Origin of the sequence: Alloalcanivorax venustensis (genome assembly GCF_047495515.1) — a bacterium.
GTDB classification, from domain to species: domain Bacteria; phylum Pseudomonadota; class Gammaproteobacteria; order Pseudomonadales; family Alcanivoracaceae; genus Alloalcanivorax; species Alloalcanivorax venustensis.
The window spans coordinates 2,461,602-2,488,105 of the sequence record NZ_CP179934.1; the positions used below are offsets into that span (position 1 = coordinate 2,461,602).

A 26,504-nucleotide genomic window follows, 5' to 3' on the forward strand; every position below is an offset into this window, starting at 1 on the left:
CGGCGCCCGCAGCAAACCACAGACGGATCAGGAACCGGATGAACAGCTTCCAAGCGCATATTACAGTCGCCACCGTGGTGGAACATGAAGGCCGCCTGTTGTTCGTGCGCGAAACCCAGAACGGCGAAGCGGTGATCAACCAGCCCGCCGGCCACGCCGAATTCGGCGAGGACCTGATGCAGGCCGCCTACCGGGAAACCCTGGAGGAGACCGCCTGGCGGGTGGAGATCACCGGCCTGCTCGGCTGGTACATTTTTCAGCCTTATAAAGGCGCCGGGGTATACTACCGCACCTGTTTCATCGCCGAGCCCCGGGGGCACGACCCGCACCAGAAGCTGGACACCGGCATTCTGGAAGCGCTCTGGCTGACCCCCGAAGAGCTGGCGCAGCGCCGCGCCGAGCACCGCAGCCCGCTGGTGGCGCGCTGCGTGGAAGACTATCAAAGCGGCCGGCGCCTGCCGCTGGACGCCATTTATCAGCACCCCTGGCCGCTGCAGCGCGGTTGATTCGCGTTAAAGCGCCTATATAGAGAGCCCCATGAACGCACAAGCGCCCGAAAACACCCGCGTCATCGTCGGCATGTCCGGCGGTGTCGATTCCTCCGTGGCCGCCGCCCGCCTGCTGGACGCCGGCTATCAGGTGGAAGGCCTGTTCATGAAGAACTGGGACGAGGACGACGGCACCGAATACTGCACCGCCCGGGACGACCTGCTCGACGCCATGCAGGTGGCCGGGGTGCTGGGCATCGAGCTGCACACCGCCAACTTCGCCGCCGAGTACTGGGACCGGGTGTTCGAGCACTTCCTGGCCGAATACCGCGCCGGGCGCACCCCCAACCCGGACATCCTCTGCAATAAGGAAATCAAGTTCCGCGCCTTCCTGGACCACGCCCTGACCCTGGGCGCGGACTATATCGCCACCGGCCACTACGCCCGGGTCGATCACGCCGGTGAGCACGCCCGGCTGCTGCGCGCGGTGGACGACAATAAAGACCAGACCTACTTCCTGCACGCCGTGGGCGGCGACAAGTTCGCCCGCACCCTGTTTCCGCTCGGCGACCTGGAGAAGCCGGAAGTGCGCCGTCTGGCCGGCGAGCGCGGCTTCGCCAACCATAAAAAGAAGGACTCCACCGGCATCTGCTTTATCGGCGAGCGGCGCTTCAAGGATTTCCTGGAAACCTACCTGCCCGCCCAGCCCGGCGACATCGAGGACGACGCCGGGCACCGCATCGGCCGCCATGACGGCCTGATGTACTACACCCTGGGCCAGCGCCAGGGCCTCGGCATCGGCGGCCTGGCCGACGCCGGCGACGCCCCCTGGTACGTGGCCGGCAAGGACCTGGACCGCAACGTGCTGATCGCCGTGCAGGGCCAGGACCACCCGCTGCTTTACCGCGACGAGCTGACCAGCGGGCCGGTGGACTGGATCGCCGGCGCGCCGCCGGCGCTGCCGGCCCGGCTCACCGCCAAGACCCGCTACCGGCAGCCGGACCAGGCCTGCCGGGTGGAAGACGCCGGCGCGGGCCGCGTGCGGGTGGTGTTCGACCAGCCCCAGCGGGCCGTCACGCCGGGCCAGTCCGTGGTGTTCTACGATGGCGACGCCTGTCTGGGCGGCGCGGTCATTGAGGAGACGCGATGAACTCGCAGCAGCAACAAGCCCTGGCTCTGGCCGCGGTGTTCGAGGCCGCCACCCTGGCCGACCAGATCGCCACCAGCGGCGACTGCGATCACGCCGCCATGGAGGCCCTGCTCGACGGGGTGATGACCATGGAGGCCACCGACTTCGACACCATCTACCCGCGCCCCGCCCTGTTCCGCAACGGCCTGCGCCTGCTGCGCCAGAGCCTCAACCGGGAGCAGACCCGCCAGGCGGCGCGGCCGCTCAGCTACTCGCTGGCGTTGCTGCATTTGTCCTCCAAGCTGCGCAAGAACAGCGACGTGATCAGTATCCTGCGCCACCGGCTGATCGCCCTGGAGGGCCAGCGCCAGCATTTCCAGGGCGGCACCACCAATGTCACTTTTTGTCATCGCCTGGCGGGCATCTACCTGGATACCCTGGGCACCTTCCGGTTTCGCATCCGGGTCCAGGGCGAGCCGGCGCGGCTGCAGGACGAGGACAACGCCGCCCGTATTCGCGCCCTGTTCCTGGCCGGCGTGCGGGCCGCCTTTCTGTGGCACCAGCTGGGCGGACGCCGCTGGCGCTTGCTGTTCCAGCGCAAGCAGCAACTGGAAATCCTGGAAAGCATAAAATTCAGTGAGTTATAGCTATAACCTGATAATCGACTTTAACTAAAATCCGCGCCTTTCCCGGGCGCCTTCCCGGCGCGCGCCGGCGCTACGCGAGCGGCGCCATTTTGCTGTATGATTGCGCCGCTATCGGATTCCCTTCAGGAGTTGCCCCATGTCCAGCTTTACTTCCCTTACCGCCATTTCCCCGGTGGACGGCCGCTACGCCGGCAAGTGTGAATCCCTCCGCGCGATCACCAGCGAATACGGCCTGATTCGCTATCGGGTCCACGTGGAAGTGAGCTGGCTGGAACAACTGGCCCATGACAAGGCGATCCCGGAAGTGCCGCTGATGAGCGGCAAGGCCGCCTGGCACCTGCGCGGCGTGACCCGCGACTTCGAAGAGAAGGACGCCGAGCGGATCAAGGAAATCGAAGCCACCACCAACCACGACGTCAAGGCGGTGGAATACTTCATCAAGGAGCGCATGGCCGAGCACGAAGAGCTGGACGCCATGAGCGAATTCGTGCACTTCGCCTGCACCAGCGAGGATATCAACAACCTGTCCTACGCGCTGATGATGCGCGAAGCCCGCGAGCAGCTGCTGCCCAAACTGGACCAGGTGATCGGCGGCATCCGCAAGCTGGCCCACGGCCTGGCCGACACCCCCATGCTGTCGCGCACCCACGGCCAGTCCGCCTCGCCCACCACCGTGGGCAAGGAAATGGCCAACGTGGTGGCGCGCCTGAAACGCCAGCGCGACCAGTTCGCGGCGGTGGAGATCCTCGGCAAGATCAACGGCGCGGTGGGCAACTACAACGCCCACCTGGCCGCCTACCCGGAGGTGGACTGGCCGGCGTTCGCCCGCCGCTTCGTGGAAGGCCTGGGGCTGAGCTTCAACCCCTTCACCACCCAGATCGAGCCGCACGACTGGATCGCCGAATACTTCCACGCCCTGATGCGTTTCAACACCATCCTGCTGGATTTCGACCGGGACCTGTGGGGCTACATCTCCCTGGGCTATTTCAAGCAGCGCGCCGTGGAGGGCGAAGTGGGCTCCTCCACCATGCCGCACAAGGTCAACCCCATCGACTTCGAGAACTCCGAGGGCAACCTGGGCATCGCCAACGCGATCATGGACCACCTGGCCGGCAAGCTGCCGATCTCCCGCTGGCAGCGTGACCTCACCGATTCCACCGTGCTGCGCAACATGGGCGTGGGCCTGGCGCACAGCCTGATCGCCTACGAAGCCGCCCTGAAAGGCATCGGCAAGCTGGAAATCAACGCCGAACGGCTCGACCACGACCTGGACGCCGCCTGGGAAGTGCTGGCCGAGCCGATCCAGACCGTGATGCGCCGCTACGGCATCGAAAAGCCCTATGAAAAACTGAAGGCGCTGACCCGCGGCAAGGCGATCACCCAGGAGGCGCTCGCCGCCTTCATCGACGACCTGGCGATCCCCGAGGACGCCAAGGAGCGCCTCAAGGCGCTGACCCCGGCCACCTACGTGGGCAACGCCGGCCAGCAGGCGCGCGGCGTCCAGTAGGCGCCAGCGCGCCGCCGCCGGATACCATGTCTGCCGCCACCGCTCTGCCCCGCTTCAACCTGCCGATGGCGCCCCGGGACTTCCTGGCGCGCCACTGGCAGCGGGCGCCCCTGTTCATGCCCGGCGCCGCCGGCGGCCTGGACCACCCGGACGCCGATACCCTGGCCGGGCTGGCGCTGGAGCCGGAGGTGGAGTCCCGGCTGATCCGTGGCGCCGGCAACGGCCCCTGGCACCTGGAACAGGGCCCGCTGGACGAACAGCGCTTCGCGGAGCTGGGTGACCGGGACTGGACGCTGCTGGTGCAGTCGGTGGACCACTACCTCACCGAGGTGTCGCTGCTGCTGGATGATTTCGGCTTCGTGCCCGGCTGGCGCCTGGACGACATCATGATCAGCTACGCGGCCGAAGGCGGCAGCGTCGGCCCCCATTTCGACCAGTACGACGTCTTCCTGATCCAGGCCGCCGGCCGGCGGCACTGGCAGCTGGGCCCGCAGTGCGACGAACACAGCCGCCTGCGCGGCGATGTGCCCCTGAAAATGCTGGCCCACATGCCCGTGGAGCAGGAACACACCGCCGGCCCCGGCGATGTGCTCTACCTGCCGCCCGGCATGGCCCACCACGGCGTGGCGCTGGACAGCGACTGCATCACCTGGTCGGTGGGGTTCCGGGCCCCGGACTACCGGGACCTGCTGGCGGAAATGGTCGCCGAAACCCTCGCCGACACCGACGAGCAGCTGTATACCGACCCGGGCCGGGCGCCGGTGGACGACGCCGGCGAGCTGAGCGCCGCCGACCGCGACGCCATGCTCGACCGCGCCTTCGGGCTGCTGGATCGCGGCGCCGCCGGGCGCGCCCTGGCCCGCTGGCTGAGCACGCCACGGCAGACAGGACTTGATTTTCTGATCGACCCGGCGCACATTCGCGCCGCCGACCCCGCCACGGCCCTGATCCGGCATGGCGGCGCGCGGCTTCTCTGCCACGGCGACACCGCCTGGCTCAACGGGGAACCCTGGCCTCTCAATCAGGGCCAGAAGCCGCTGGCGCGGCTGCTTGCACGCCAGCGCCGCTATCGACACGACGAGCTGGCTGAGGTGCTCAACGCCGACAGCCGCGACCTGCTTAACCACTGGATAGACCAGGGCTACTTTGCCGAGCTTTAACGAGAACGCCATGGCCTTTAGCATTATCGAAACCTCCTGGGACGAACACCGCGCCGAACTCAGCGCTCTGCGCGAGCGCATCTTCATCGGCGAACAGGGCGTCCCCGAAGAACTGGAATGGGACGGCGCCGACCCGGCCTCTCGTCATTTTCTGGCGCTCGACGACGACCAGCAGCCGATCGGCTGCATCCGGTTGCTGGGCAGCGGCCAGATCAGCCGGCTGTGCGTGTTGGAAACCCGCCGCAACAGCGGCATCGGCCGCGCCCTGCTGGTGGCCGCCGAGGAAGCCGCCCGCGCCGCCGGCATGCGGGAAATCTTCCTCTACGCCCAGACCCACGCCACCAGCTTCTACGAAGGCGCCGGGTTCTCCGCCTCCGGGGGAATTTTCATGGACGCCCATATCCCCCACCGCCAGATGTTCAAGCTGCTCACCTGAAGCGGCGCTGCCATGGACCTCCGGATCGGCGAAGACAGCACCCTTCACCGTCCGTCTTCGGCGACGGCTGCCCTGGCGGCGCTGATCCGCGCCGGCCGGCGCCGCCTGTGGCTGCGCGTGCCTCAGCTGGACGCCCTCAGCAACGACGGCGACGTCCTGGACGCCCTCAAAAGCCTGGCTCTGTCATCGCCGCGCGCCGATCTGCGCGTGCTGTTCGACGACGCCGGGCATGCGGTGAAAACCGGCCACGGCCTGATCCACCTGGGCCGCCGCCTGCCGTCACGGCTTCAGTTGCGCCAGACACAAGCGGACGATGCGGACCCGCGCCTGTGCTTCGCGGTCGCCGACCGCACCGGCCTGTTCGAGGCCCACGGCTGGCCCCGCCCGGAGCGGCTGACCCTGTGCGCCCACGCCCTGCCCCTGGGCCCACGCCGGGCCGATGAGTTCGCCCACGTCTGGGAACGGGGCCGCGCCAACCGGGAGCTGCGCGAACTGCGGCTCTAGACGGTCTTTTCAGCGTTTGCGGTCAACGCCCAGAGCCGGTGACCACTATGCCGATACTTGCTCTCGAAGTCGGTGAGTGATTCGCCGTCCGTCGTCAGTTCGCTCACCGACGCCGAAAGGCCCGCGAACGCCAGCGCCTCGGCCATCTCCCGGGCGTACAACTCCCAGTTGGTGCGCAGCACCAGGGTACCGCCCAACGCCAACAAATGCGGAAACACCGGGTGACCGTGCCAGCGGCGTTTCAAGTGGGCGCTCTTCGGCCAGGGGTTCGGGTATAGGAGGTAATGCCGCCAGGGCCGCCAGCCGGCCGCCTCCGCCAAGCGCCAGAAGCCGGCGCAGTCGGTGCGCACCAGCAGCAGATTATCAGGCGGATCGAAACGGCGCTCCGCGCGCGCCAAGCGGTGGGCCGATTGGTCCAGCCCCAGCACCAGCGCCTCCGGATGCCGTCGCGCCAACAGCATCGACGAGCGGCCGGTGCCGCAGCCCGAATCCAGAATCAGGGGCCGCCGGGAAGTCCCCACCCAGGCCTGCGCCCGGGCAAACGCCTCGCGGTCATGGTCGCCAAGCGGCGCCCGCCAGGGGTGCGCCAGGTGGCGACGCACCGTCGCTTCCAGAGCGGGGTGCACCCCTTCCTGGTTAGTGGTCACCGCCCGGCTGTTAGCAAACATGCTGTGTCTCGAGAAGGGGCATTATTTAGGACAACTTGATTCACATTTCCGGCCCGCGGACCACCCTGCCGCGACGATATTGGCTACAATTCCGCGCGTTACGGAGTTTGCCATTATGCGTTTTTTGTTGGTTTTTTTCTGCCTTTTCCTGATCACCGCCTGCCAGGACAATCCGGCCCCCGACAGCGACTACGAGGACGATTTCCTGCTCGTCGCCCATCAGACCATGACGCCTCTGGACGACGACTACAGCCAGGACATGAACCTCAAGGCCCTGGTCCGCAACCGTATCGCGGACGGGCCCGACGACGGCCGCTGGATCCGCACCACCCTGCCCTGGCTGCGCCTGGGCAGCGGCGAGCTGGATACCCGCGACCTGGACCGGCTTGGCGAGCGCGCCGAACCGCTGATGAAATTTCTCTCCACCGGCACCCTGAGCCGCATCGAGGACGTTGAAATCACCGACACCCGGATCGCCGACCAAGCGCTCTACGAGACGCTGGTGGAGCGCTTCGGCGACAAGGTGCAGCAACTGCTGGATCAGGCCACCGCCACGGCGGTCCCCCTGCCCCGTGACCCGCGCCCCGGCGACACCTGGCACGCGGACGCCGCGCTGTGGGGCCTGCCCAGCGTCGCCGCCGACTACGAGGTGCTGGACCGGGACGGCGACCGGGTATTGATCGCCCTCACCCTGGACGGCGACGGCGTCACCGGCCAGGCGCGCATGGTCGCCCGCTGGCCCTCCGGCATGCCCGAAGCGCTGCGCCTGCACAGCACCGTGACCCTGCCGGAGCAGAACGCGCGGGTGGAGCAGCGTCTGCTGCTGATCAGCCAAAGCCATTACCCCTACCCGGTGAGGGACTGGGATGTGGATCCGATACAGGCGGAAATGCAGGCGGAGTACACCGAGCGCCGGCTGGCCGATCCGTTCTTCATGGAGGCCGGATCGCTGCAACCGCTGCGCGACGCCGGGCATGTGAATACCTTGCTCGACAGCCTGGAGGACAGCCTCTTCCATCACACCGACGAGCACCGCCTGGTGACCACCGGGGACTGGGCCCTCGCCGCCCCGCTGCAACAGCAAACCAGCTTCCACCTCACCGGCCTCGGCGACGACGCGCCGGCGGGCCTGGCCTTGAACCGCCTGGCGGAATCCGGCGGCTTCTACGGCCTGGCGGAACCGGGCCCGCAGGACCTGGGCCGCGACCTGCTGATTCCCACCCCGAACCACCCGATGCCCGGCGACGAGCCGATCACCGTGAACGGCCAGGCCAGTATCTGGGTGCCGGGAGAAGCCATCACCGTGAAACAGGGCGATGACCTGCCCGAAGGCACCCGGGTGCTGGAATGGGACGAACGGCGCGTGGACCTGCACCTGGAAAATGAGGGGCGGCTGAGCGCCCGCCCGCTGGATGCCGACGGCGAGCCGCTGGACTTCGCGGTGGTGTACCGGGCGCCCAAGCAGGGCGACACCTCCGCCGACACCTTTGTCGAACGCCTGACCCTGGGCGCGCCGCCGGCGGAGGTCAGCCTGCTGACCGAGGCCCCCATCGCGTCGCTGCGGCTGACGCCGCTGCACCGGGAACAGCGGGCACTGACCTTCACCGTACGGCCACTGCCGGACGAGCCGATAGAGGACCCGGCCGGCGTACGGCACGAAGCGTCACCGCTGCCGCCGGTCCCGGAGCGGCTCGACGGCCTGCTTGAAGGGATGGAACTGAGCGGCCAGGACCAGAACCGGCTGCGCGTCACCGGCCCGGCGGGCCTGCGCCTGTGCACGCTGACCCCGGAAGACGGCGCCGCCCACCACGGCACGCCCTTGCGCTTCACCTGGGCCGGCGGCGACCGGGATCGGGGCACCCGGCCCGGCTTCGAGCTGCGCACCGAGGACGATCAGATCCGCTATTTCTACGACCGCAGGATCACCGTCGAGGCGCGCTGCCCCACCCGGGTGGAGACCGTCACGCTGACCCCGGACGCCCCCGGCTGCGCCCGCTTCGAGGGGGACAACGGCGTGGTGCTGGGCGACGACTGCGGCGGTATCGCGCACCTGGACTTCGCCGCCGTCGACGACACCGGCCTGGCGCTGCAGCCGCTCGGCGAGGACGAGAACGGCGTGCACCGCTTCTGGGGCCCGGTTAAGAAAGTCCGCTTCCTGCGTGGCCGGGACCCGCAAAGCCGCACCCTGACCGCGGAACTGCCGGAGTTGCCACAATGAAACACCGCTGTTTGCTGGCGCTGGCGCCCCTGCTGCTGATGCTGGCCGCCACCGGCCACGCCGAGCGCCGCTATTTCACCCAGTACGACTCCCCGGCGAAAGCGCCGGAACAGGCGCTCTACTACGTGGATCTGCCGTTACCGGAAAACCCCGACGGCCCCGGTTATCTGTACCGCGCCTATTACCGGGAAAACGACGCGCTCTACGCGGAAGGCGCCCGCGCCGGCGCCGGCCCGGACGCGAACTGGTTCGGCGACTGGCGCTACCTGTATCCCGACGGCGACATCAGACAGCGCGGCCACAGTGACGACCAGGGCCGCCTCGACGGCGATGTTATCTCGTACTTCGAGAACGGCCGGATCGAAAAGCTCCAGCCCTACAGCGCCGACAAACTGGACGGCACCGAAAAGCGCTACGACGAAGACGGCGACCTGCTGCTTGAGCTGCCCTATAAGGACGGCGCCCGCCACGGCATGCGGATCAATTATTACGGCGAAGGCGGCGGCCCGGAAGGCGGCCAGATCTACGAGGAACGTCGCTATAAAAACGGCGATTACGACCACTTCTACAATCGCTACGACCGCGACGGCCAGCGCATCGGCCACGCCGGCTACACCGCCCCCGGCGTGTTCATGGCCTGGAGCAAGGACCGCGAAGGGCGCTACAGCCGGCGCGAAGCCAGCTTCCAGCGCGACGCCCAGGGCCGCTACCGCAACGATGCGCCGGTATGGCTGCGGGTGATCGCCGATCACGACGGCGGCGGCCCGCCCGAACGCGTGGTTTTGAGCTATCCCCGGGAAAAGAGCGAATGGACCACCGGTTTCAGGAACGGCAAGGTGGTACGCCTGGAGCATGACATGGACGGTATCCCCCAGGGGCACCGAATCGTCAGCCAATACGGTGGCGGCCGCGAAGAAGGCCGCATGGTCGACGGCCTGCGCACCGGCACCTGGCGCGGCTACGACGACCAGGACCGTCTGATCTCGGTGTCGCATTTCAAACAGGGCCGATTGGACGGCGAGGTCCGCGAGCGCAGCGGCCCGAAAGGGGAGCGCTGGACCTATAAGCACTACCGGCAAGACAAACAGCATGGTCCCTGGCGCACTGAAAACGCCGACGGCGAAGTGCTCGAATCCGGCCGCTATCGCGATGGCGTGCCGGTCGGTGAATGGCACACCCTGCGCGACACCGGCGAGCAGGAAACCGCCACCTACGTGGACGGCGAACTGCACGGCGAGTGGCGCCTGCGTTCCGCCTCCGGGGCGCTGATCGCCGAGCGGCACTACGACCATGGCGACGCCACCGGCACCTGGAAGCGCTTCCAGGACGGCGAACTGAGCTACCGCGCCACCTTCAAGAACGGTAAGCGCCAGGGCAAAGTGTTCGAGATCAGCCTCAACGGCAACCACACCTTTGCCCATTTCCAGGCCGGCCGGCTGGACGGCCCTTACCGGGAGACCACGCCGCAGGGCTACCCGCTTCTGCAAGGCCACTACCGGGACGGCCAGCGTCATGGCCGTTTCGTCGAATACAACGCCCAGGGCCGCGTGGAGCGCATTACCCCCTACCGGAACGGCCAGCGCCAGGGCGAGGGCTGGCTGCGGGACCGCGACGGCGAGCTGGTGAAAGCGCGTTGGGAGGACGGACGCCGGGTGACGCCCTAGAGCGCGCCCTGTCCGACCGGTATTCAGCGACGGCGGCTTATGGCTATGATGCGGGTTCCAGCCGAACAGGGACTTTCGTGATGCCGTTACTGCCACCACCACCGCTACCCGGCGGCTCCCGGGCCCGACGTCTTGCTCTGGCCCTGCTGGTGCTGCTGTCGCTGTCCGGCGCCGCCCGCGCCGACGAGATGTCGATCCATGTGATCCAGCGCGCCGACGCCGAAACGGTGCTGCCGGTGATCCGCCCGCTGCTGCCCGAAGGCGGCTACGCCAACGCCTACCAGGGCAAGCTGGTGATCCGCACCAACGACCGCAACTTCGACGAGATTCTCGGCGCCCTCGGCGACATGCCCGAGGTGCCGCGCACCGTCACCGTGCAGTTGCGCCGCCAGGGCGACAGCAGCGGCGCCGGCGGCGACATCCGCATCAACGGCCAGAGCGTGCACGCCGGCGCCAACACCGTCACCACCCGCCGCCAGGACCGCTACAGCATCAACACCCTGTCCGGCCACCCGGCGGGCATTAGCCAGGGCAGCCTGGTGGCCCTCACCGGCACCCAGTTCCCGGCGCTGCTGGCGCTCAAACAGGGCATCGACATCACCCCGGTGGTCACCAGCGACGGCCGGGTGCGCCTGACCATCGAACAGCGTTTCGACGAACCCGCCGGCCGGCGGAGCGCCCGCACCCAGGAAGCCAGCAGCACCCTGGTGGTGACGCCGGGGCAGTGGCAGCCGCTCGGGCAGATCACCGTCAGCGAAAGCCAGTCCGCCACCGGCCTGGGCGGCGCCAGCACGCGCAGCGACCGCTTTTCCCTGCCCCTGGAAGTCAAAGTGGAGATCGGCGGCGAATAAAGCGAATTGTGGGAGCGGGCCCCGCCCGCTTCCACAAACAAAAAAGCCCGGCTCAAGGCCGGGCTTTTTCATGGTGCTGCAAGCGTCGCGAAGGCTTAGCCGCGCTTGGCTTTCAGCTCCAGGCGACGGCGGTGCAGAACCGGCTCGGTGTAGCCGCTGGGCTGCTCGGCGCCCTCGAACACCAGGTCGCAGGAGGCCTTGAAGGCCAGGCTGCCGTCGAAGTCATCCGACATGTTGGTGTAGGTCGGGTCGCCGGCGTTTTGCTCGTCCACCACCTGGGCCATGCGCTTCATGGTTTCCATCACCTGGTCCTTGCTGACCACGTCATGCATCAACCAGTTGGCGATGTGCTGGCTGGAGATCCGGCAGGTGGCGCGGTCTTCCATCAGGCCCACGTTGTTGATGTCGGGCACCTTGGAGCAGCCCACGCCCTGGTCGATCCAGCGCACCACGTAACCGAGGATGCCCTGGGCGTTGTTGTCCAGCTCCTGCTGGATTTCCTCGGCGCTGAGCTCGCGGTCGAGCAGCGGGATGGTGAGGATGTCGTCCAGGGACGCGCGCTCGCGCTTGGCGATCTGATCCTGCACGTCCTGCACGTTGATCTCGTGGTAGTGGGTGGCGTGCAGGGTAGCGGCGGTCGGTGACGGCACCCAGGCGCAGTTGGCGCCGGCTTTCGGGTGGCCGGCCTTGGTGGCCATCATTTCCGCCATTTCATCGGGCTTGGGCCACATGCCCTTGCCGATCTGCGCCACGCCCTTGAGGCCGCACTCCAGACCGATGTCCACGTTCCAGTTCTCGTAGGCGTTGATCCAGGGCAGACCTTTCATGTCGCCCTTGCGCGCCATCGGACCGGCCTGCATGGAGGTGTGGATCTCGTCGCCGGTGCGGTCCAGGAAGCCGGTGTTGATGAAGATCACGCGGTCCTTGGCTTCGCGGATGCACTCCTTCAGGTTGACGGTGGTGCGGCGCTCTTCATCCATGATGCCGATCTTCAGGGTGTTCTCGGGCAAGCCGAGGGCGTCCTCGACGCGCTCGAACAGCTCCACCGCGAAGGCCACTTCCTCGGGGCCGTGCATTTTCGGCTTCACGATGTACACGGAGCCGGTGCGGCTGTTGCGCGGACCTTCGGTCTTCTTCAGGTCGTGCATGGCCGCCAGCACGGTGATCATGGCGTCCATGATGCCCTCGGGGATTTCCTCGTCGTTGTAGAGGATCGCCGGGTTGGTCATCAGGTGGCCCACGTTGCGCACCAGCTGCAGGGAGCGGCCCTGCAGGGTCAGGGTGGAGCCGTCCAGGGCGGTGTATTCGCGGTCCGGGTTGAGATCACGGGTGACGCGCTGGCCGCCTTTCTCGAAGCTCTCGCTCAGGTCGCCTTTCATCAGGCCCAGCCAGTTGCGGTACACCTCGACCTTCTCTTCGGCGTCCACCGCGGCCACGGAATCCTCGCAGTCCTGAATCGTGGTGATGGCGGACTCCATCAGCACGTCCTTCACGTGGGCCGGGTCCTCGGCGCCGATCGGGTGCTGATCGTCGATCTGGATTTCCGCGTGCAGGTTGTTGTGCTTGAGCAGCACGCCGTCCGGCTTGCCCGCGTCGCCGCGGTAGCCTTGCAGCTGGCTTTCGTCCTTCAGGCCGCTCTCGCCGTCCTTCAGGCGCACCACCAGCTTGCCGTCAACAATGGCGTAGCCGGTGCTGTCCTTGTGCGAGCCGTCGGCCAGCGGGAAATACTGGTCCAGGAAATCGCGGGCCCAGGCGATCACTTTGTCGCCGCGCTTGGGATTATAAGCGCCGCCCTTCTCGGCCCCGCCTTCGTCGGAAATCATGTCGGTGCCGTAGAGGGCGTCATAGAGACTGCCCCAGCGGGCGTTGGCCGCGTTCAGGGCGAAGCGCGCGTTGCGCACCGGCACCACCAGCTGGGGACCGGCGATATGGGCAATTTCCTCGTCCACATTGGCGGTACCCACTTTGAAATCCTCGCCTTCGGGCAGCAGATAGCCGATCTCTTCGAGGAGTTCCTTGTACTCCTGAAAGTCGATCTTGGCGCCCTTCTTCTCCATGTGAAAGACGTCGATCACTTCCTGCATCTGGTCGCGCTTGGTGAGCAGCATCTCGTTGCGCGGCACCAGGTCCGCCAGGATGTTCTCCATCTGCGTCCAGAAATGATCCGCCTCCACACCGGTGCCGGGAGCGATCTCGTTGGCTACCAGGTCATGGAGTTCGGCGGCAATCTCAAGGCCACCTTTTTTGATTCGATCGGTCATGTGCTCCTACCTTTCAGGTCGAGAGTGCGAAGAGAGAGGGCCGGGGCGGCGGGCGGCCACCCTGCCGGCCACAGGGCGGTGCGTATTTTAGCGGAAACGGCGGCGCGAATCATGTGGCACGCGCGGCTGGCCGGTCACCGCTAACCGAACAGGTTCACCACGTCCAGCCGGTGGGCGCCGGCGCCGCCCTGGTTCTGGCCTTGTTCCAGGTGCTCGAAGTCGAACAGGCTGGTGTCGGCCAGCTGCGAGGGGGCGATGTTCTGGATCGAGGAAAAGATGCTCTCCACCCGGCCCGGGTGCTCCTTGTCCCAGCACCGCAGCATGTCCTTCACCGCCTGGCGCTGCAGGTTCTCCTGGGAGCCGCACAGGTTGCAGGGAATAATCGGATACTGCTTGTAGCGCGCGAACTCGATGATGTCCTTTTCCCGGCAATAGGCCAGCGGGCGGATCACCACGTTGCGGTTGTCGTCGCTGCGCAGCTTGGGCGGCATGGCTTTCATCTTGCCGCCGAAAAACATGTTCAGGAACAGGGTTTCCACGATGTCGTCACGGTGGTGGCCGAGGGCGATCTTGTTGGCGCCGATCTCCTCGGCGAAGCCGTACAGGCTGCCGCGCCGCAGGCGCGAGCACAGGCCGCAGGTGGTTTTCCCCTCCGGCACCTTCTCCTTGACGATGGAATAGGTGTCCTTTTCCAGGATGTGGTAGTTCACCCCTTCTTTTTCCAGGTATTCGGGCAGCACATGCTCCGGGAAGCCGGGCTGCTTCTGGTCCAGGTTCACCGCCACCAGCTCGAAATCCACCGGCGCGGAGTGCTGCAGATTGCGCAGAATCTCCAGCATGGTGTAGGAATCCTTGCCGCCGGACAGGCACACCATCACCTTGTCGCCGTCCTGGATCATGTTGAAGTCGGCGATCGCCCGGCCGGTCTCGCGGCGCAGCTTCTTCTGCAGCTTGTTGAGACGGGTGCGGTGCTTGGCGTCCATTTGGGTATCGGCGAAGGTATCGGCGGTGCTCATAGTCGGCTGTCGGATAGCGGAGAACGAATGGTGGAAAAGGCTCAGGTCACCTTGACCTTGCGAATCACGCGACGATACAGGGCCGGTGACCAGCGTTTCAAATAGAGCCCGGCCCCCTCGCGGCCGGCGATGATAACCTGATCGCGGCCGCGCTGCACGGCCTCCACCAGGCGCCGGGCGCACAGCGCCGGGTCCATGCCGTTGGCCTGCAAGTCATCCATGCGGCCCTGGGCGCTGCCGTCGGCGGTGAGCGCGTTGACCGACACCTGAGTACGGATAAAGCCCGGCAGCACCAGGGTCACGCGCACGCCGTTGTCGAATTCCTCGGCGCGCAGGGCCTCGAAGAAGCCGTGCAGGGCGTGCTTGCTGGCGCTGTAGGCGGAGCGTTTGGGGGTGGGCAGCTCGCCCACCAGCGAAGTGACCACCACGAAGCGGCCGCCGCCCTGACGGATAAACGCCGGCAGCACCGCCTTGGTGAGCGCCACGGCGCCGAAGTAGTTCACCTCCATGATGCGCCGGTCCACGGCCATGTCGGTGTCGCGCACCAGCGAGCGCTGGGAAATGCCGCCGTTATGCACCACCTGGTCGAGCCGGCCGAAATGCCGCAGCACCGTTTCCGTGGCCGGCGCCATGGCATCCTGGTCGGTCAGGTCCAGCGGCAGCACCAGGTGCTCGTCGGCGTTGACCAGCCCGGCGCGCACCCGCTCCAGCTCTTCGCGGCGGCGCGCCGAGAGCACCAGTTTGGCGCCGTAGCGGGCGTATTCGGAAGCCACCGCTTCACCGATGCCGGAAGAGGCACCGGTGATCCAGATCACCTGATCGGCCAGTGATGACGACATGCCGGTCTCCTGCAATGGGACATTGAATGCGTATCAATGTCCCGCATGCTAGCAGATCGGCCGGCCGCCGCGACTCATTTCAATTCCCGGGAGGACAGCCCCAGCAGATGGCGGGCGACGATCAGTTGCTGGATTTGCTGGGTGCCTTCGAAGATGTCGATGATCTTGGAATCCCGCGCCAGCTTCTCCAGCAGGTAACGCTCGGAGTAGCCCAGCTCGCCGCACAGCGCCACGCACTTGAGCGTCACGTCGTTGCCCATGCGGCCGGCCTTGGCCTTGCACATGGAGGCTTCCTTGGAATTGGCCTGGCCGTTGTCCGCCATCCAGGCCGCCTTGTAGGTCATCAGACGGGCCGCGTCCAGGTCCGCCTCCAGGCGGTAGAGCTCCAGCTCAATGGCGCTGGAGTTATAAGGTGTTTTCGAGAAATCCGCCTTAACCCCTTCTTTTTCCAGGGTTTCCATGGTGATTTCCAGCGCGGCGCGGGCCACGCCCAGGGCCATGGCGGCGACCATCGGCCGGGTATTGTCGAAGGTCTGCATGACCCCGCCGAAGGCCTTCTTGCGGGCCGCCTCGGTGTCGGCGATCTCCGCCGAGCCGAGCACATGGTCCAGGGGAATCCGGCACTCGGTGAAGGAGAGCGCGGCGGTATCGGAGATACGCAGGCCCATCTTGTCCTCGACCCGCGCCAGCTGCATGCCGGGGTTGTCCCGGGGCACGATGAACGACTTGATCGCCGCCTTGCCCAGTGACTTGTCCAGGGTCGCCCACACCACCACGGCGTCACAGCGCTGGCCGCCGGTGCAGTAGATTTTCTCGCCGTTGAGCACCCACTCGTCGCCGTCGCGGCGGGCGGTGGTGCTGATCGCCGCCGAATCGGAGCCGGCGCCCGGCTCGGTGATCGCCATGGCGCAGTAGAGCTTGCCGTACTGCTCTTTCTGCTCCGCCGTGCCGACCGCCTGGATCGCCGCGTTGCCCAGCCCGGAGGCCGGCAGGGACAGCATCAGGCCGGTGTCGCCCCAGCACATCTCCTCGACGCTGACGATGCCCATCAGGTTGCTGCCGTTCTTGACCGCCTCCGGATCGGCGTCCGCCTTGTCGCTTTTGCCACCGCCACGGGGGCGGCCGGCGGCGATCATCTGCGCCAGCGGCTTGAGCTCCGCCGGGGTGTCGCCATGCTCGATGCGGTCGTATTTGCGTGAGATCGGCCGGAACCCCTGCTCGGCGAGCTGGTGGGTCATGTTCTGGAGATTTTTCAGGGACTTGGGCAGTTCGAAATTGATCATGGCAACTCTCCTCACACCATCAGCGCGCCGTGCAGGGCCGACAGGCCACGCAGGTTCCGGTAGTACATTTCCAGCGGGTAGTCGCGCACGAAGCCGGCGCCGCCGAACACCTGCACGCCGTCGGTGGCGATGCGCATGGCTTTTTCCATGCTCTGCAGAAACGCCAGGTAGGCTTCGCGCTGGAACGGCAGGCCCTGTTCCGCGCGGCTGGCGGCCCGCCAGGTGAGAAGGCGCATGCCTTCGATCTCGATGCCCATGTCGGCGATCATGAACGCCACCGACTGGCGCCGGGCGATCGCTTCACCGAACGCCTTGCGCTCCAGGGCGTAGGGCACGCACTGCTCCAGCACCGCCTGGCAGCACCCGGTGGCGAGCGCCGCCAGACCGATCCGCGACAGGCTCACCAGCCGCTCCAGATCGAAGTTGGCGAGACGCTGGGACGCCGGCACCCGCACCCCTTCCAGGGTCAGGGTGCCCGGCTCGGCGCTGCGCAGGCCCATGTAATCCTGCCGCGCCCGGCTCAGGCCGGGGCTGTCCGCCTCGACGATAAACGCCGCCGGGCCGTCGTCGGTGGCGGCCACCACCAGGAACAGCTGACATTGTTCGACCAGCGGGATCAGGCATTTTTCGCCATCCAGGATATAATCGTCACCGTCGCGGCGGGCGCGGGTGTGCGGGTCGCCCGGCTCAAAGGTGGCGCGCGGCTCCGCCAGCGCCACCGCCGCCGGCACCGGCGCTTCGCTGGCGAAACGGGGCAGCCAGGCCTCGTGCTGGGCCTCGTCGCCGAAGTCCAGCAGCGCGTTAACCACGCCCAGCGGCGCCAGCGCCGCCAGGCTCTGGCTCAGGTCGCCCTCCCCCAGGTCCTCGCAGGCGAGCACATTGCCCATCGGCGAGCGCGGCAGGCCGGCACCGCCCAGGGCTTCGGGCAGGCTCATCAGGGTCAGGCCGAAGCCGGCGATGCCCGCCAGCACCCCGGGGTCGGCGGCGGCCGCTTCATCGGCGGCACGGGCGCCGGGCACCATTGTTTGGGAGGCAAAGCGGCGCATGCCTTCGCGGCTGATGCGCTGCTCCTCGGACAATCTCAGGTCGATAGGCAAATCGGTGGACATGGCATCCTCATAAACCAATCAAACGTTTGTTTAACTCGACGAGTCTGGCACTATTTCGGTGTGACCGGCAAGCCATACCCTTGCTTTGGTACCAGCAAAGACTAAAGTGTGAACTATGACACAATGATAAAGTATGAGATGCAGCGTTCATCTCAGGGGCCGGACACCTTGAGAAGCAGCCAGGGGTGGCAAAAACCAGGCGGGCCTTTGCATTGAATAACAACATAAAGCTGGTTCTTTCCCACCGTCCCGAGCGCGCCCTGCGGCTGCGCCGGCAACTCATGGCCATCTATTCCTATCTGCTGCTTTGGGCCGGCACCGTGGTGGGCGTGGAAATCGCCGCCTTCGATCCGCGCACGCCCCACCTGCTGATCTTCGGCAGCCTGTTCGCCGCCAACCTGGTGGTGTTCGCACTGGTGCGCAGCGGCTTCACCGAGCGCTTCAAGGACCCCAGCCTGACCATGGTGCAGATGTTCGCCGGTATCGTGGTGATCACCCTGCTGCTCTATTACGCCCGCGAGCTGCGCGGCGCCCTGCTCAGTCTCTACCTGATCATGATGACGTTCGGGGTATTTTCCCTGGACCGCCGCCAGCAAATCGTGATGGCGGCGAGCGCCCAGCTGTCGTTCACGGTGCTGCTGGTCTATGAGTGGGTGCAGTTGCCGCTGACCCAGATTCTCGCCCTGTCGTTGAGCCAGTGGGGCGTGCTGGCGCTGATCCTCGCCTGGTTCGTCTACATGGGCGGCTATATCCACAATCTGCAGCAGCGCTTCCGCGCCCAGCGTGAATCCCTGCGCCAGGCCCACGACCGGCTGGCCAGCATCGCCATCCGCGACGAACTCACCGACCTGTTCAACCGCCGCCACTTCCTCGAGCGGCTGGAAGAGGAGCTGTCCCGCACCGACCGCGAACACATTCCCCTGCACATCGCGGTGGTGGACCTGGACCATTTCAAGAGCATCAACGACACCTACGGCCACCCCGCCGGAGACGAGGTGCTGAAACGCTTCGCCGCGCTCGCCAGCCAGTGCCTGCGGCGCTCCGACGTGCTCGCCCGCTACGGCGGCGAGGAGTTCGTGGTGCTGTTCCCGCAATCCGACCACGCGGATTGCGAGGCGGCCATGACCCGCCTGAAGGAAAAGTTCGCCGAGCAGCGCTATGACTTCGACCCGTCCCTGCGGATCACCCTGTCCTGCGGACTGGCCGGCCATCACTGGGGCGAGTCCGCGCTGGCGTTCATCGAACGGGCCGACCAGGCGCTCTACCAGGCCAAAGCCGCCGGCCGCGACACCCTGCGCAGCAGTTGCGCGCGGGCGCCGGTTTCAGGGGCGTCGGCAAGCGGGTATCCTTGCCGTCCCAATTAACGGCAGCGGCGACAGTATGAGCGGAATTTCCAACCCCCACCTGAAACACACCGTGGAAACCTACTTCGCCGGCCAGGGCGAGGAGGCCCCCTCCTGGGTGGAGACCCACGGCCTGATTTGCGCCTTCACCGTGGGGCCCTACGACGGCCCGGCGGATTTCGGGCTGGCGCTGGAGATGTCCTTGCCGGAGGCGGTGGCCGGGGCGCTGGACGAACTGCGCGGCCGCCTGCTCACCGACACCCTGGGCGGCGAGCGCATCACCCTGCCCTGCCTGCTCGACCCCTACCGCGAAGACGACGGCGCCGATCTGGCGTCCTGGTGCGCCGGTTTCCTGAGCGGCATGCTGCTGCATGAGGAGCGCTGGCACAGCGACGAGGACGACGACCCCATGGCCACCTGGTTGCTGCCCATGCTGCTGATCTCCGGCGTCGACGACGACCCGGCCCTGGACGAAGTCTGGAACGACAGCCAGCTGGTGCGGCAGATGGCCAACGGCATCCCCGACGTGCTGGAAGAAATGATGCTGCACTTCCAGGGGCCGGACGGCCCCCAGGGCTAATCCGGCTTGATCGACAGGTGGCTGATATCCGGCACCACCACTGCCTGCTCCTGTTTGAGCGGCTCCAAATCAGCGCCCGGTTCAGCCATGGACAGATGACTGATATCCGGCGCCGCCGCCGGCTGACCACGCTCTGAAGTGTCCAGGTCAGCCCCCACCGGCGCGACCTCGAAGGCACCACTGAAACCGGTGCCGCCGGTACGAATCGTGCCCACCGTTTCAATATCACCGCTGCGCTGATCGGCGCTCGCCGCCGGGGCTACAGCGGCCTCTGAGCCCTCCGCTTGCGGGGCGGCCGGGGCGGCAGCGGTGGGTTGCGACGCGGCTGTCGCGGCTCCACCGTCCACCGGCAGCAGCTCGCAGCGGGCGCCGGCCTGCCGCAGGGCCACCTGGAATTTGCGCGCCGTGGCTTCGTCCGCGTCCTTCTTGACCACCCGTGGTTTACCGCTGACCAGCAAGGCGGCCTTCTCTTCCGGCATCTTGAACAGGCGCGCCAGGTTCGCCGCCACCCGGTCGGCGTCGGCGCCGCCCATCAGCTCGCCGGTCAGGCGTACATGGTATCGGTTGTCGTCACTCATAAGGTCTCGCTTGCTGCCGGATAGGGTTCAGCGCCATTGCGCGGCGGCGTGCTCCGCCAGCGCGGCGATGGTCCGCGACGGGTTCAGCCCCAGGGAGCCGGGCACCGTGGCGCCGTCGACCACGAACAACTGAGGATAATTGAACACCTCACCGGCGTGGTTGACCACACCCTGTTTCACGGTATCGGCCATATTGCAGCCGCCCAGCGGGTGCGGCGTGATCAGGTTCTTGAACCAGCGCCAGGTGGCCGGCGTGTTGGCGCGCCCGCCGGTGACCTCGGTGAGCGCCAGATGGCGGTCCGCCAGCCCCTGCACCGCCTGCTCCGCCTTGCGGCAATCCCAGCTCAGACGCAGGCGGTCGCGCTTCCAGGGCGCGTACCAGCGGCGTCCCAGGTAGAAGCGGCCGCCCGGCTCGTCCCGGGCCTGCCCGAACCAGGGCATCATGTTCTCGAACGGGGTGTTGTCGCGGCGGTATTCCAGCAGCGCCGCCGCCAGCCGGGTGCGCGCCAGCTTGGGGTGTTTGCCGGCGTGGCGCAGCAGGTTGCCGAGCAGATCCGGAATGCCGCCGTCCTCGACGAAATAGCGCGCCCCGCCATCGCTGCCGTCCAGATAATCGATGGCGGAGGTAATGGTCGGTCCCCGGCTCGGCGCCAGATCGCGGTCGGGATAAAACGCCGGGGTGAAAAAGTCGCCGTTGCTGGTCCAGCCCCGCCCCAGCGCCCGGCTCAGCTTGGGCAGCGTCTTGTACTGATCGCGGCAGCGCAGCAGCAACTCGGTGGAGCCGACACTGCCGGCGGCGACGATCACCTTGTCGGCGCGGATCAGCCGCCAGGCGCGGGCGTCCAGGTCGTTGACGCCGACCTCGTAACCGCCGCCCTGCAGCGGCCGGATCCAGCGCACGTGGTGCAGCGGGCGGATCTCCGCGCCCTTCTGCTCGGCCCGCGCCAGATAGTTAAGGTCCAGGGTGTTCTTGGCCTGCACCGGGCAGCCCAGGTCGCAGTTGCCGCAGTGCACGCAGGTGCCCTGGGTGCGCCCCTGGGCGTTGGTCCAGGTCTTGCTGCGCGCATAGCTGTAGGCGTTGTCCAGGCCGTCGTGCCAGTCCGGATCGAAGCTGATCGCCTGGGGCACCACGCGAAAGCGGTGCCGCTGGCCGAGCTTGTCGGCGGCTTCGTGCATCAGGCGGGTACGCGGGGTCCATTGATGGTCCGGCAGGGTCTGCACATTGAGCATTTCGCCGCTGACCCGGAAATGCTCGCGCAGGGTGTCGAAGCGGATCGCCTCCGGCCAGCCGTGCTCGAACACTTCCGGCGGCGGCGCCACGCTGACATTGGCGTAGATCAGCGAGCCGCCGCCGACCCCCGCGCCCAGCGCCACGCTCATGTCGCCGAAATAGCGGAAATCCAGCCAGCCGTTCTGCTGCTCCGGCTGATCTTCGTCCCACAACCAGTCGCGCTGGCTGACGCTGGGGTAGTCCTCCGGCAGCCAGCGCCGTCCGCGTTCCAGCACCACCACCTTGTCCCCTTTTTCCGCCAGCCGGCAGGCCATCACGGCACCGCCGAAGCCGCTGCCGATAATCAGCGTGCTTACCCTTTCCATGGTTTATCCCCCGTGTGCCCGTGCGGGCACCAGTGCTTTTTTATGCACCATAATTCGGTCACCGCGCCTTGTCCACGCGGCGGCGGTCACCGAACCGTCACCCCCCTGTCACCGGCGCGTCCGCAACGCCGACCTAGCCTGCCGGTACCGATCAAGGGACAACGTTCACGGGAGAAAACCATGCACGCGGATCTGTTGATACTGGCCCTGGCCGTGGTGTTCGCCGTCGTCTACCGGGTGCTGTTCCGGGAGCTGCCCCGCGAACGCTGGCAATTCGTCGCTTCCCTGCCCCTGGCGAAAAACAGCGACGGCTCCTGGCGCGGCCTCAACCTCACCTTCTACGGCCTGTTCACCGGCCTCGCCGGCGGCCTGGGGGTGGCCACCTTCATCGTGCTCACCGGCGCCTCGCGGGTGCCGCTGGCCATCGCCCTGGGGCTCACCGCCGGGGTGCTCGCCATCTGCCTGCCGGCGGCCAAGATCATCGCCAGCGTGGTGGAGAAGAACCGCCACGGCTTCACCGTCGGCGGCGCCAGCTTCATCGGTATCCTGCTGGCGCCCCTGCTTCTATGGGGCGCGGACGCCATCGCCCGCGCCACCTGGCAGACCGCCCTGCCGATCATGCCGCTGCTCGCCGCCATGGCGATCGCCTATGTGCTCGGCGAAGGCGTCGGCCGCCTGGCCTGCATTAGCTTCGGCTGTTGCTACGGCAAGCCGGTGCACGTGGCGCCACGCTGGGCCAAGCGCTGCTTCGGCCGGCTGAACCACGTGTTCCTCGGCAAAACCAAAAAGATCGCCTTCGCCGGCGACATGGAAGCGGTCCGCGTGGTGCCGATCCAGGCCGTCACCTGCGTGCTGCACACCGCCCTGGCGCTGCTCTGCACCAGCCTGTTCTTCCACGGCCTCTACGCGGCCGCGTTCGCCCTGGCCCTGGTGGGCAGCCAGCTGTGGCGGGTCTACTCGGAATTCCTGCGCGCCGACTACCGCGGCGGCAGCCGCCGCTTCTCCGCCTACCAGACCATGGCGCTGCTGGCCGCCGGCTACGGCGTATTGATCAGCCTGCTGCTGCCGGCCACCACGGCGGCCGCGCCCTCCCTCGGCGCCGGCCTGGACGCGCTGTGGCGCCCGGGCGTGATCCTCAGCCTGCAGCTGATCACCCTCGGCATGTTCTTCTTCTCCGGCACCAGCACCATCACCACCGGCGAACTGCGCTTCGGCCTGGCCCCCGACTGGCGCGGCCAGGCCGGCTGCCACCCCGAACCCTCCAAAGACCCCGCCCCGGCCACCGAATCAAGCGTGTAGGAACGGACCTGTGGGAGCGGGCCCAGCCCGCGAAAGGGTGGCGCCAGCCACCCGGCGGGATTCCAGAGACCTTGTTTGTGCTGCCGTTAGAGGTCTCTCTGGGATCCTGCCGGGAGCTTCGCTCCCTTTCGCGGGCAAGCCCGCTCCCACAAACCTTGCTTCGTAGCGGCCGTGGCGGCTGGCGCCATTCAGGAGGTTCGGTCTCGGTGCTTGGGTCCAGGACTGTGTGAGGCAGGGAGCCGAACACAAGCCTCCAGGGATGGATTCACGGCGGGTCCTGGACCCAAGCACCGAGACCGAACCGGGCTACGGAGCCGCCAAGACAGCAGGGCGACTCAGTCCGGGGAAGGATCGCTATCAGCGTGCTGATCGACACCCAGATGCCGGGTGCCCCGCTGGCGGGCCAGCTCGATCTGCTTCTGACGCTCGGCGAAGCGGGCTTTCTGCTCCGCCGACGATTCGTGGTAACAACGCGGGCAGGACACCCCCTTCCGGTACAGCGGCGAGGCCTTGTCGTCCTCGCTGATCGGTCGCCGGCAGGCGTGACACTGATCATAGCCGCCCGGCCGCAGTGCCTGGTCCACGGTGACGCGCTCGTCGAACACGAAACATTCGCCCTGCCACAGCGACGCCTCCGGCGGCGTTTCCTCCAGGTACTTCAGAATGCCGCCCTTGAGGTGGTAGACCTCCTCGAAGCCCTGCTCGCGCAGGTAGGCGGTGGACTTCTCGCAGCGGATGCCGCCGGTGCAGAACATCGCCACCTTCTTGTGCCTGGCGGGGTCCAGGTGCTGCTTCACGTACTCCGGGAATTCGCGGAACGCCTTGGTGTTGGGATTGACCGCGCCCTGGAAGGTGCCCACTTCGTACTCGTAGTCGTTGCGGGTATCGATCACCAGGGTTTCCGGGTCGGCGATCACCCGGTTCCACTCCTCGGCTTCCAGGTAGGTGCCGCGGTTGGCGTTGGGGTCGAGGTCCTCCACGCCCATGGTGACGATCTCTTTCTTGAGTTTCACTTTGGTGCGCAGGAAGGGGTGCTCGGCGGCGAAGGACTCCTTGTATTCCATGTCCTGGAAACGGGGGTCCGCGCGCAGCCAGCCGACGATCGCGTCGACATCGTCGCGTGCGCCGGAGATGGTGCCGTTGATGCCTTCGTGGGCCAGCAACAGGGTGCCGCGCACGTCACGCTCAAGCATGGCCGCCAGCAGCGGCTCACGCAGGCTCTGGTAGTCGTCGAGGCGGGTAAAGCGGTACAAGGCCGCCACCACGATGGGCCCCTCGCCGTGGTGCGGGGCGGGACTCATCGCGCCTTCTCCTTGGCCTGGCCGTCGCCGCCCCGGCAGTCCGGGGAGTCGGCCACGTCACCGCCCTGGGCACGCCATTCCTCCGGCGTGAAAAGATGCAGGGCGAGCGCGTGCACCGGCCCTTTCATCTCCTCGGCCAGCGCCTGGTAGACGGCCTGGTGGCGCCGCACCGGCATCTGGCCCTGGAAGGCGTCGGACACCAGCACCAGCTTGAAGTGGGTTTCCGAGTTGGCCGGCACATTGTGCCGGTGGCTTTCGTTTTCCAGTTCCAGGTGCGCGACCGGCAGGGCGTCGCGCACTTTGCTTTCAATGGCCTCGGCCACGGACATCGGGGTACTCCTGAGGGGTGACAGGGCCGCTATTTTACGCGCCCTGGCCCGGTTTTGCAGTCCCCGGCACGGGAATGATGTCGGCCCACAGGGCTTCGCCGTCCGCGTCCAGCAAGGCGGCTTCCGCGTCGCCGGGACCGAACTGGCGCACCCGGCGGGTGTCCTTCCAGGCCGGGCCCTGCACCGCCCGACCGTGGGCGAAATCCCCCCAGACTTTCTGCACCTCGGCCGCCAGAGCGCGGGCCGGCTCGCCGCCGCCGGTGAAGAACATGCCCGCCGGGGTGTCGGTGACGCCGAACACGAACGGCACGTCGATCACGTGGCAGGCGCCCATGGGCACGCCGAACTGCTGGCTGGTCCAGGTGAACTGGAAGCCGCGGGTGTCGTCCCGGTGGGCGGCCTGGGCATCGAGCAGCCGCAGGGTGGGCACGCGGAACAGGCGGTCGGTCTCCATGGCCGAGAACCAGTCCATGTTGCTGCGCTGCGGGTCCGGCGTGACGGTGCGCTGGTAGTAGCTGAGCGCCTGCTGGCCGTGCTGCGGCAGCGCGCGCTGGAAGCGGCGCAGGATTTCCGCCTCGTCGAAGCGGCGCAATTCCTCCACCGAGGGGAAGCCCGCCATCGGCCCGGCGTACTGGAAGAAGTGGTATTCGTCGCGGCAGACGCTGGCCATCAGGGCGATATCGCGGGCCTCGCCGTCGGCAATGGCGTCCACCGGCAGGCGTGGCAGCAGGTCGCCGTCCACCATCGGCTGGAAATTCATCGCGAACTGCGGCGTGGTGTCGCGCAGGCCACGTTTCACCAGGGTGCGCAGGGCCTGATTCTGGGCGGCGATCCAGGCTTTCGGGTCGGCCTGCCGGAGCTTGTCGGCGGCGCTGCCCTCGCCCGGCAACGCCTCCACGAAGGCGCTTGTGACCTTGGCCACCTCTTCCGGGGCGAGCGCGAAGTCGCCGGCGCCGGATTGGACGATGGCGCCCTGGAACAGGGGCCGGGCGCGGGGCGTGGCCATCAGGGTGGCGACACTGAAGCCGCCGGCGGATTCGCCGAACAGGGTGACCCGGTCGGGCCGGCCGCCGAACGCTTCGATGTGCCGGTTGACCCATTCCAGCGCCGCCACCTGGTCGCGCAGGCCCAGGTTGCTGTCCGCCTCCAGCTCCGGGGCGATGGCGGCGAAGTCGGCGAACCCGTGGGCGCCCAACCGGTAGGCGGCGTGCACCACCACCACCTTCTGGCTGGCCGCCAGCGCGGCGCCGTTATACAGCGGCTGGGACACCGAGCCGGCGATGTAGCCGCCACCGTGGTACCAGAGCATCACCGGGAAGGGTCCCTCCCCCTCCGGCACCCAGATATTCAGGTACAGGCAGTCTTCCCCGGAGTCCTCCACGCCCATCAGCGGGTTCTTGACCTGCAGCGACGGCAACGGATAGCGGTCCGCGTTAACGCTCCGGTCGCTGTCCGGCAACGGCCGGGGCGCCTTGAACCGCAACTCGCCCACCGGCGGCAGCGCGAACGGCACGCCCCGGAATTCCACCACGCCGTCGCCGGCGAGGCCCTGATACCCACCCTGGGGAAGCTCTACCTTCATGCACTCTCTCCCGATGTGTCCCGTCTCGGCGGAACACGTTGTTTAATTGTCGGACAACAAAAGATACCCAAAACGCCGGGTTGCTTACCATCGGCGTCACTGATGTTGGATAAGGA

24 protein-coding genes are annotated in these 26,504 nt (G+C 67.2%); 13 read left to right on the forward strand and 11 right to left on the reverse strand.

Annotated features, from left to right (window positions below; translation table 11 throughout):
* Positions 1-38 precede the first annotated feature (38 nt).
* From ACMG4O_RS11550 to ACMG4O_RS11580, 7 genes are all read left to right on the forward strand, one after another.
* The gene (locus ACMG4O_RS11550; protein WP_067607485.1) at positions 39-506 is read left to right on the forward strand and encodes an NUDIX hydrolase; all 468 of its coding nucleotides are present in this window, start codon (positions 39-41) and stop codon (positions 504-506) included.
* Positions 507-537: 31 nt separating this feature from the next.
* Positions 538-1,638 carry a tRNA 2-thiouridine(34) synthase MnmA gene (gene mnmA, locus ACMG4O_RS11555; protein ID WP_370203006.1) on the forward strand — a complete coding sequence of 367 codons (1,101 nt, stop codon included), beginning with the start codon at positions 538-540 and terminating at the stop codon, positions 1,636-1,638.
* Positions 1,635-2,264, forward strand: coding sequence for a high frequency lysogenization protein HflD (gene hflD, locus ACMG4O_RS11560; protein ID WP_370212255.1), 630 nt, complete (start codon positions 1,635-1,637; stop codon positions 2,262-2,264). Before mnmA ends, hflD begins: the two co-directional genes overlap by 4 nt.
* A gap of 136 nt (positions 2,265-2,400) precedes the next feature.
* Positions 2,401-3,771 (forward strand): adenylosuccinate lyase, encoded by a 1,371-nt coding sequence (gene purB, locus ACMG4O_RS11565; RefSeq protein ID WP_335628906.1) that lies wholly within the window; start codon positions 2,401-2,403, stop codon positions 3,769-3,771.
* A 26-nt stretch (positions 3,772-3,797) separates the two neighbouring features.
* Complete coding sequence (locus ACMG4O_RS11570) at positions 3,798-4,931, forward strand: JmjC domain-containing protein (RefSeq protein WP_414433821.1); 1,134 nt, start codon at positions 3,798-3,800, stop codon at positions 4,929-4,931.
* Between the two features lie 10 nt (positions 4,932-4,941).
* Positions 4,942-5,367 (forward strand): GNAT family N-acetyltransferase, encoded by a 426-nt coding sequence (locus ACMG4O_RS11575; RefSeq protein WP_142948800.1) that lies wholly within the window; start codon positions 4,942-4,944, stop codon positions 5,365-5,367.
* Positions 5,368-5,379: 12 nt separating this feature from the next.
* Positions 5,380-5,871, forward strand: coding sequence for a hypothetical protein (locus tag ACMG4O_RS11580; protein WP_414433822.1), 492 nt, complete (start codon positions 5,380-5,382; stop codon positions 5,869-5,871).
* Here the strand turns inward: ACMG4O_RS11580 and trmB are convergent.
* Positions 5,868-6,539 carry a tRNA (guanine(46)-N(7))-methyltransferase TrmB gene (trmB, locus tag ACMG4O_RS11585; RefSeq protein ID WP_142948802.1) on the reverse strand — a complete coding sequence of 224 codons (672 nt, stop codon included), beginning with the start codon at positions 6,537-6,539 and terminating at the stop codon, positions 5,868-5,870. The two genes, ACMG4O_RS11580 and trmB, sit on opposite strands and share 4 nt — an antisense overlap.
* Before the next feature lie 115 nt (positions 6,540-6,654).
* Here trmB and ACMG4O_RS11590 point away from each other — a divergent pair, with 115 nt between their 5' ends.
* The 3 genes from ACMG4O_RS11590 to ACMG4O_RS11600 all read left to right on the forward strand — a co-directional run bounded on the left by ACMG4O_RS11590 (position 6,655) and on the right by ACMG4O_RS11600 (position 11,272).
* Positions 6,655-8,757 (forward strand): hypothetical protein, encoded by a 2,103-nt coding sequence (locus ACMG4O_RS11590; protein WP_414433823.1) that lies wholly within the window; start codon positions 6,655-6,657, stop codon positions 8,755-8,757.
* A complete protein-coding gene (locus tag ACMG4O_RS11595) occupies positions 8,754-10,421 on the forward strand; it encodes a toxin-antitoxin system YwqK family antitoxin (protein WP_414433824.1) in 1,668 nt (555 codons plus the stop codon). The genes ACMG4O_RS11590 and ACMG4O_RS11595 overlap by 4 nt, the downstream gene beginning before the upstream one ends.
* 80 nt (positions 10,422-10,501) lie before the next feature.
* Complete coding sequence (locus ACMG4O_RS11600; protein WP_370183475.1) at positions 10,502-11,272, forward strand: hypothetical protein; 771 nt, start codon at positions 10,502-10,504, stop codon at positions 11,270-11,272.
* Between the two features lie 95 nt (positions 11,273-11,367).
* Here ACMG4O_RS11600 and ACMG4O_RS11605 read toward each other — a convergent pair whose 3' ends face one another.
* The 5 genes from ACMG4O_RS11605 to ACMG4O_RS11625 all read right to left on the reverse strand — a co-directional run bounded on the left by ACMG4O_RS11605 (position 11,368) and on the right by ACMG4O_RS11625 (position 17,780).
* A complete protein-coding gene (locus ACMG4O_RS11605; protein WP_414433825.1) occupies positions 11,368-13,533 on the reverse strand; it encodes a malate synthase G in 2,166 nt (721 codons plus the stop codon).
* A 140-nt stretch (positions 13,534-13,673) separates the two neighbouring features.
* A complete protein-coding gene (gene ttcA, locus ACMG4O_RS11610; protein WP_414433826.1) occupies positions 13,674-14,549 on the reverse strand; it encodes a tRNA 2-thiocytidine(32) synthetase TtcA in 876 nt (291 codons plus the stop codon).
* Positions 14,550-14,590: 41 nt separating this feature from the next.
* On the reverse strand, positions 14,591-15,388 hold the full coding sequence (locus ACMG4O_RS11615) for an SDR family oxidoreductase (protein WP_142948806.1): 798 nt from the start codon (positions 15,386-15,388) through the stop codon (positions 14,591-14,593).
* Between the two features lie 74 nt (positions 15,389-15,462).
* Positions 15,463-16,671, reverse strand: a complete 1,209-nt coding sequence (locus ACMG4O_RS11620) for an acyl-CoA dehydrogenase family protein (protein WP_414433827.1) — start codon at positions 16,669-16,671, stop codon at positions 15,463-15,465.
* An 11-nt stretch (positions 16,672-16,682) separates the two neighbouring features.
* Positions 16,683-17,780, reverse strand: coding sequence for an acyl-CoA dehydrogenase family protein (locus tag ACMG4O_RS11625; protein WP_414433828.1), 1,098 nt, complete (start codon positions 17,778-17,780; stop codon positions 16,683-16,685).
* Between the two features lie 212 nt (positions 17,781-17,992).
* On the opposite strand from ACMG4O_RS11625, the gene ACMG4O_RS11630 reads away from it, so the two are divergent.
* Entirely contained in the window at positions 17,993-19,144 is a 1,152-nt protein-coding gene (locus tag ACMG4O_RS11630; RefSeq protein WP_228548033.1) for a GGDEF domain-containing protein, read from the forward strand.
* Between the two features lie 16 nt (positions 19,145-19,160).
* Positions 19,161-19,703, forward strand: coding sequence for a YecA family protein (locus tag ACMG4O_RS11635; protein WP_142948809.1), 543 nt, complete (start codon positions 19,161-19,163; stop codon positions 19,701-19,703).
* Here ACMG4O_RS11635 and ACMG4O_RS11640 read toward each other — a convergent pair.
* Positions 19,700-20,281, reverse strand: coding sequence for a hypothetical protein (locus tag ACMG4O_RS11640; protein ID WP_335628919.1), 582 nt, complete (start codon positions 20,279-20,281; stop codon positions 19,700-19,702). The two genes, ACMG4O_RS11635 and ACMG4O_RS11640, sit on opposite strands and share 4 nt — an antisense overlap.
* A gap of 27 nt (positions 20,282-20,308) precedes the next feature.
* Positions 20,309-21,877 carry a GMC family oxidoreductase N-terminal domain-containing protein gene (locus ACMG4O_RS11645; RefSeq protein ID WP_335628920.1) on the reverse strand — a complete coding sequence of 523 codons (1,569 nt, stop codon included), beginning with the start codon at positions 21,875-21,877 and terminating at the stop codon, positions 20,309-20,311.
* 180 nt (positions 21,878-22,057) lie between these two features.
* On the opposite strand from ACMG4O_RS11645, the gene ACMG4O_RS11650 reads away from it, so the two are divergent.
* Positions 22,058-23,176 (forward strand): prolipoprotein diacylglyceryl transferase family protein, encoded by a 1,119-nt coding sequence (locus ACMG4O_RS11650; protein WP_335628921.1) that lies wholly within the window; start codon positions 22,058-22,060, stop codon positions 23,174-23,176.
* Positions 23,177-23,511: 335 nt separating this feature from the next.
* On the opposite strand, the gene ACMG4O_RS11655 is transcribed toward ACMG4O_RS11650, so the two are convergent.
* The 3 genes from ACMG4O_RS11655 to ACMG4O_RS11665 are packed head-to-tail and all read right to left on the reverse strand — an operon-like array spanning position 23,512 to position 26,388.
* The gene (locus ACMG4O_RS11655) at positions 23,512-24,477 is read right to left on the reverse strand and encodes a rhodanese-related sulfurtransferase (protein ID WP_335628922.1); all 966 of its coding nucleotides are present in this window, start codon (positions 24,475-24,477) and stop codon (positions 23,512-23,514) included.
* The gene (locus ACMG4O_RS11660; RefSeq protein ID WP_142948814.1) at positions 24,474-24,806 is read right to left on the reverse strand and encodes a BolA family protein; all 333 of its coding nucleotides are present in this window, start codon (positions 24,804-24,806) and stop codon (positions 24,474-24,476) included. The genes ACMG4O_RS11655 and ACMG4O_RS11660 overlap by 4 nt, the downstream gene beginning before the upstream one ends.
* Before the next feature lie 34 nt (positions 24,807-24,840).
* The gene (locus ACMG4O_RS11665; protein WP_142948815.1) at positions 24,841-26,388 is read right to left on the reverse strand and encodes a carboxylesterase/lipase family protein; all 1,548 of its coding nucleotides are present in this window, start codon (positions 26,386-26,388) and stop codon (positions 24,841-24,843) included.
* Positions 26,389-26,504: the final 116 nt, after the last annotated feature.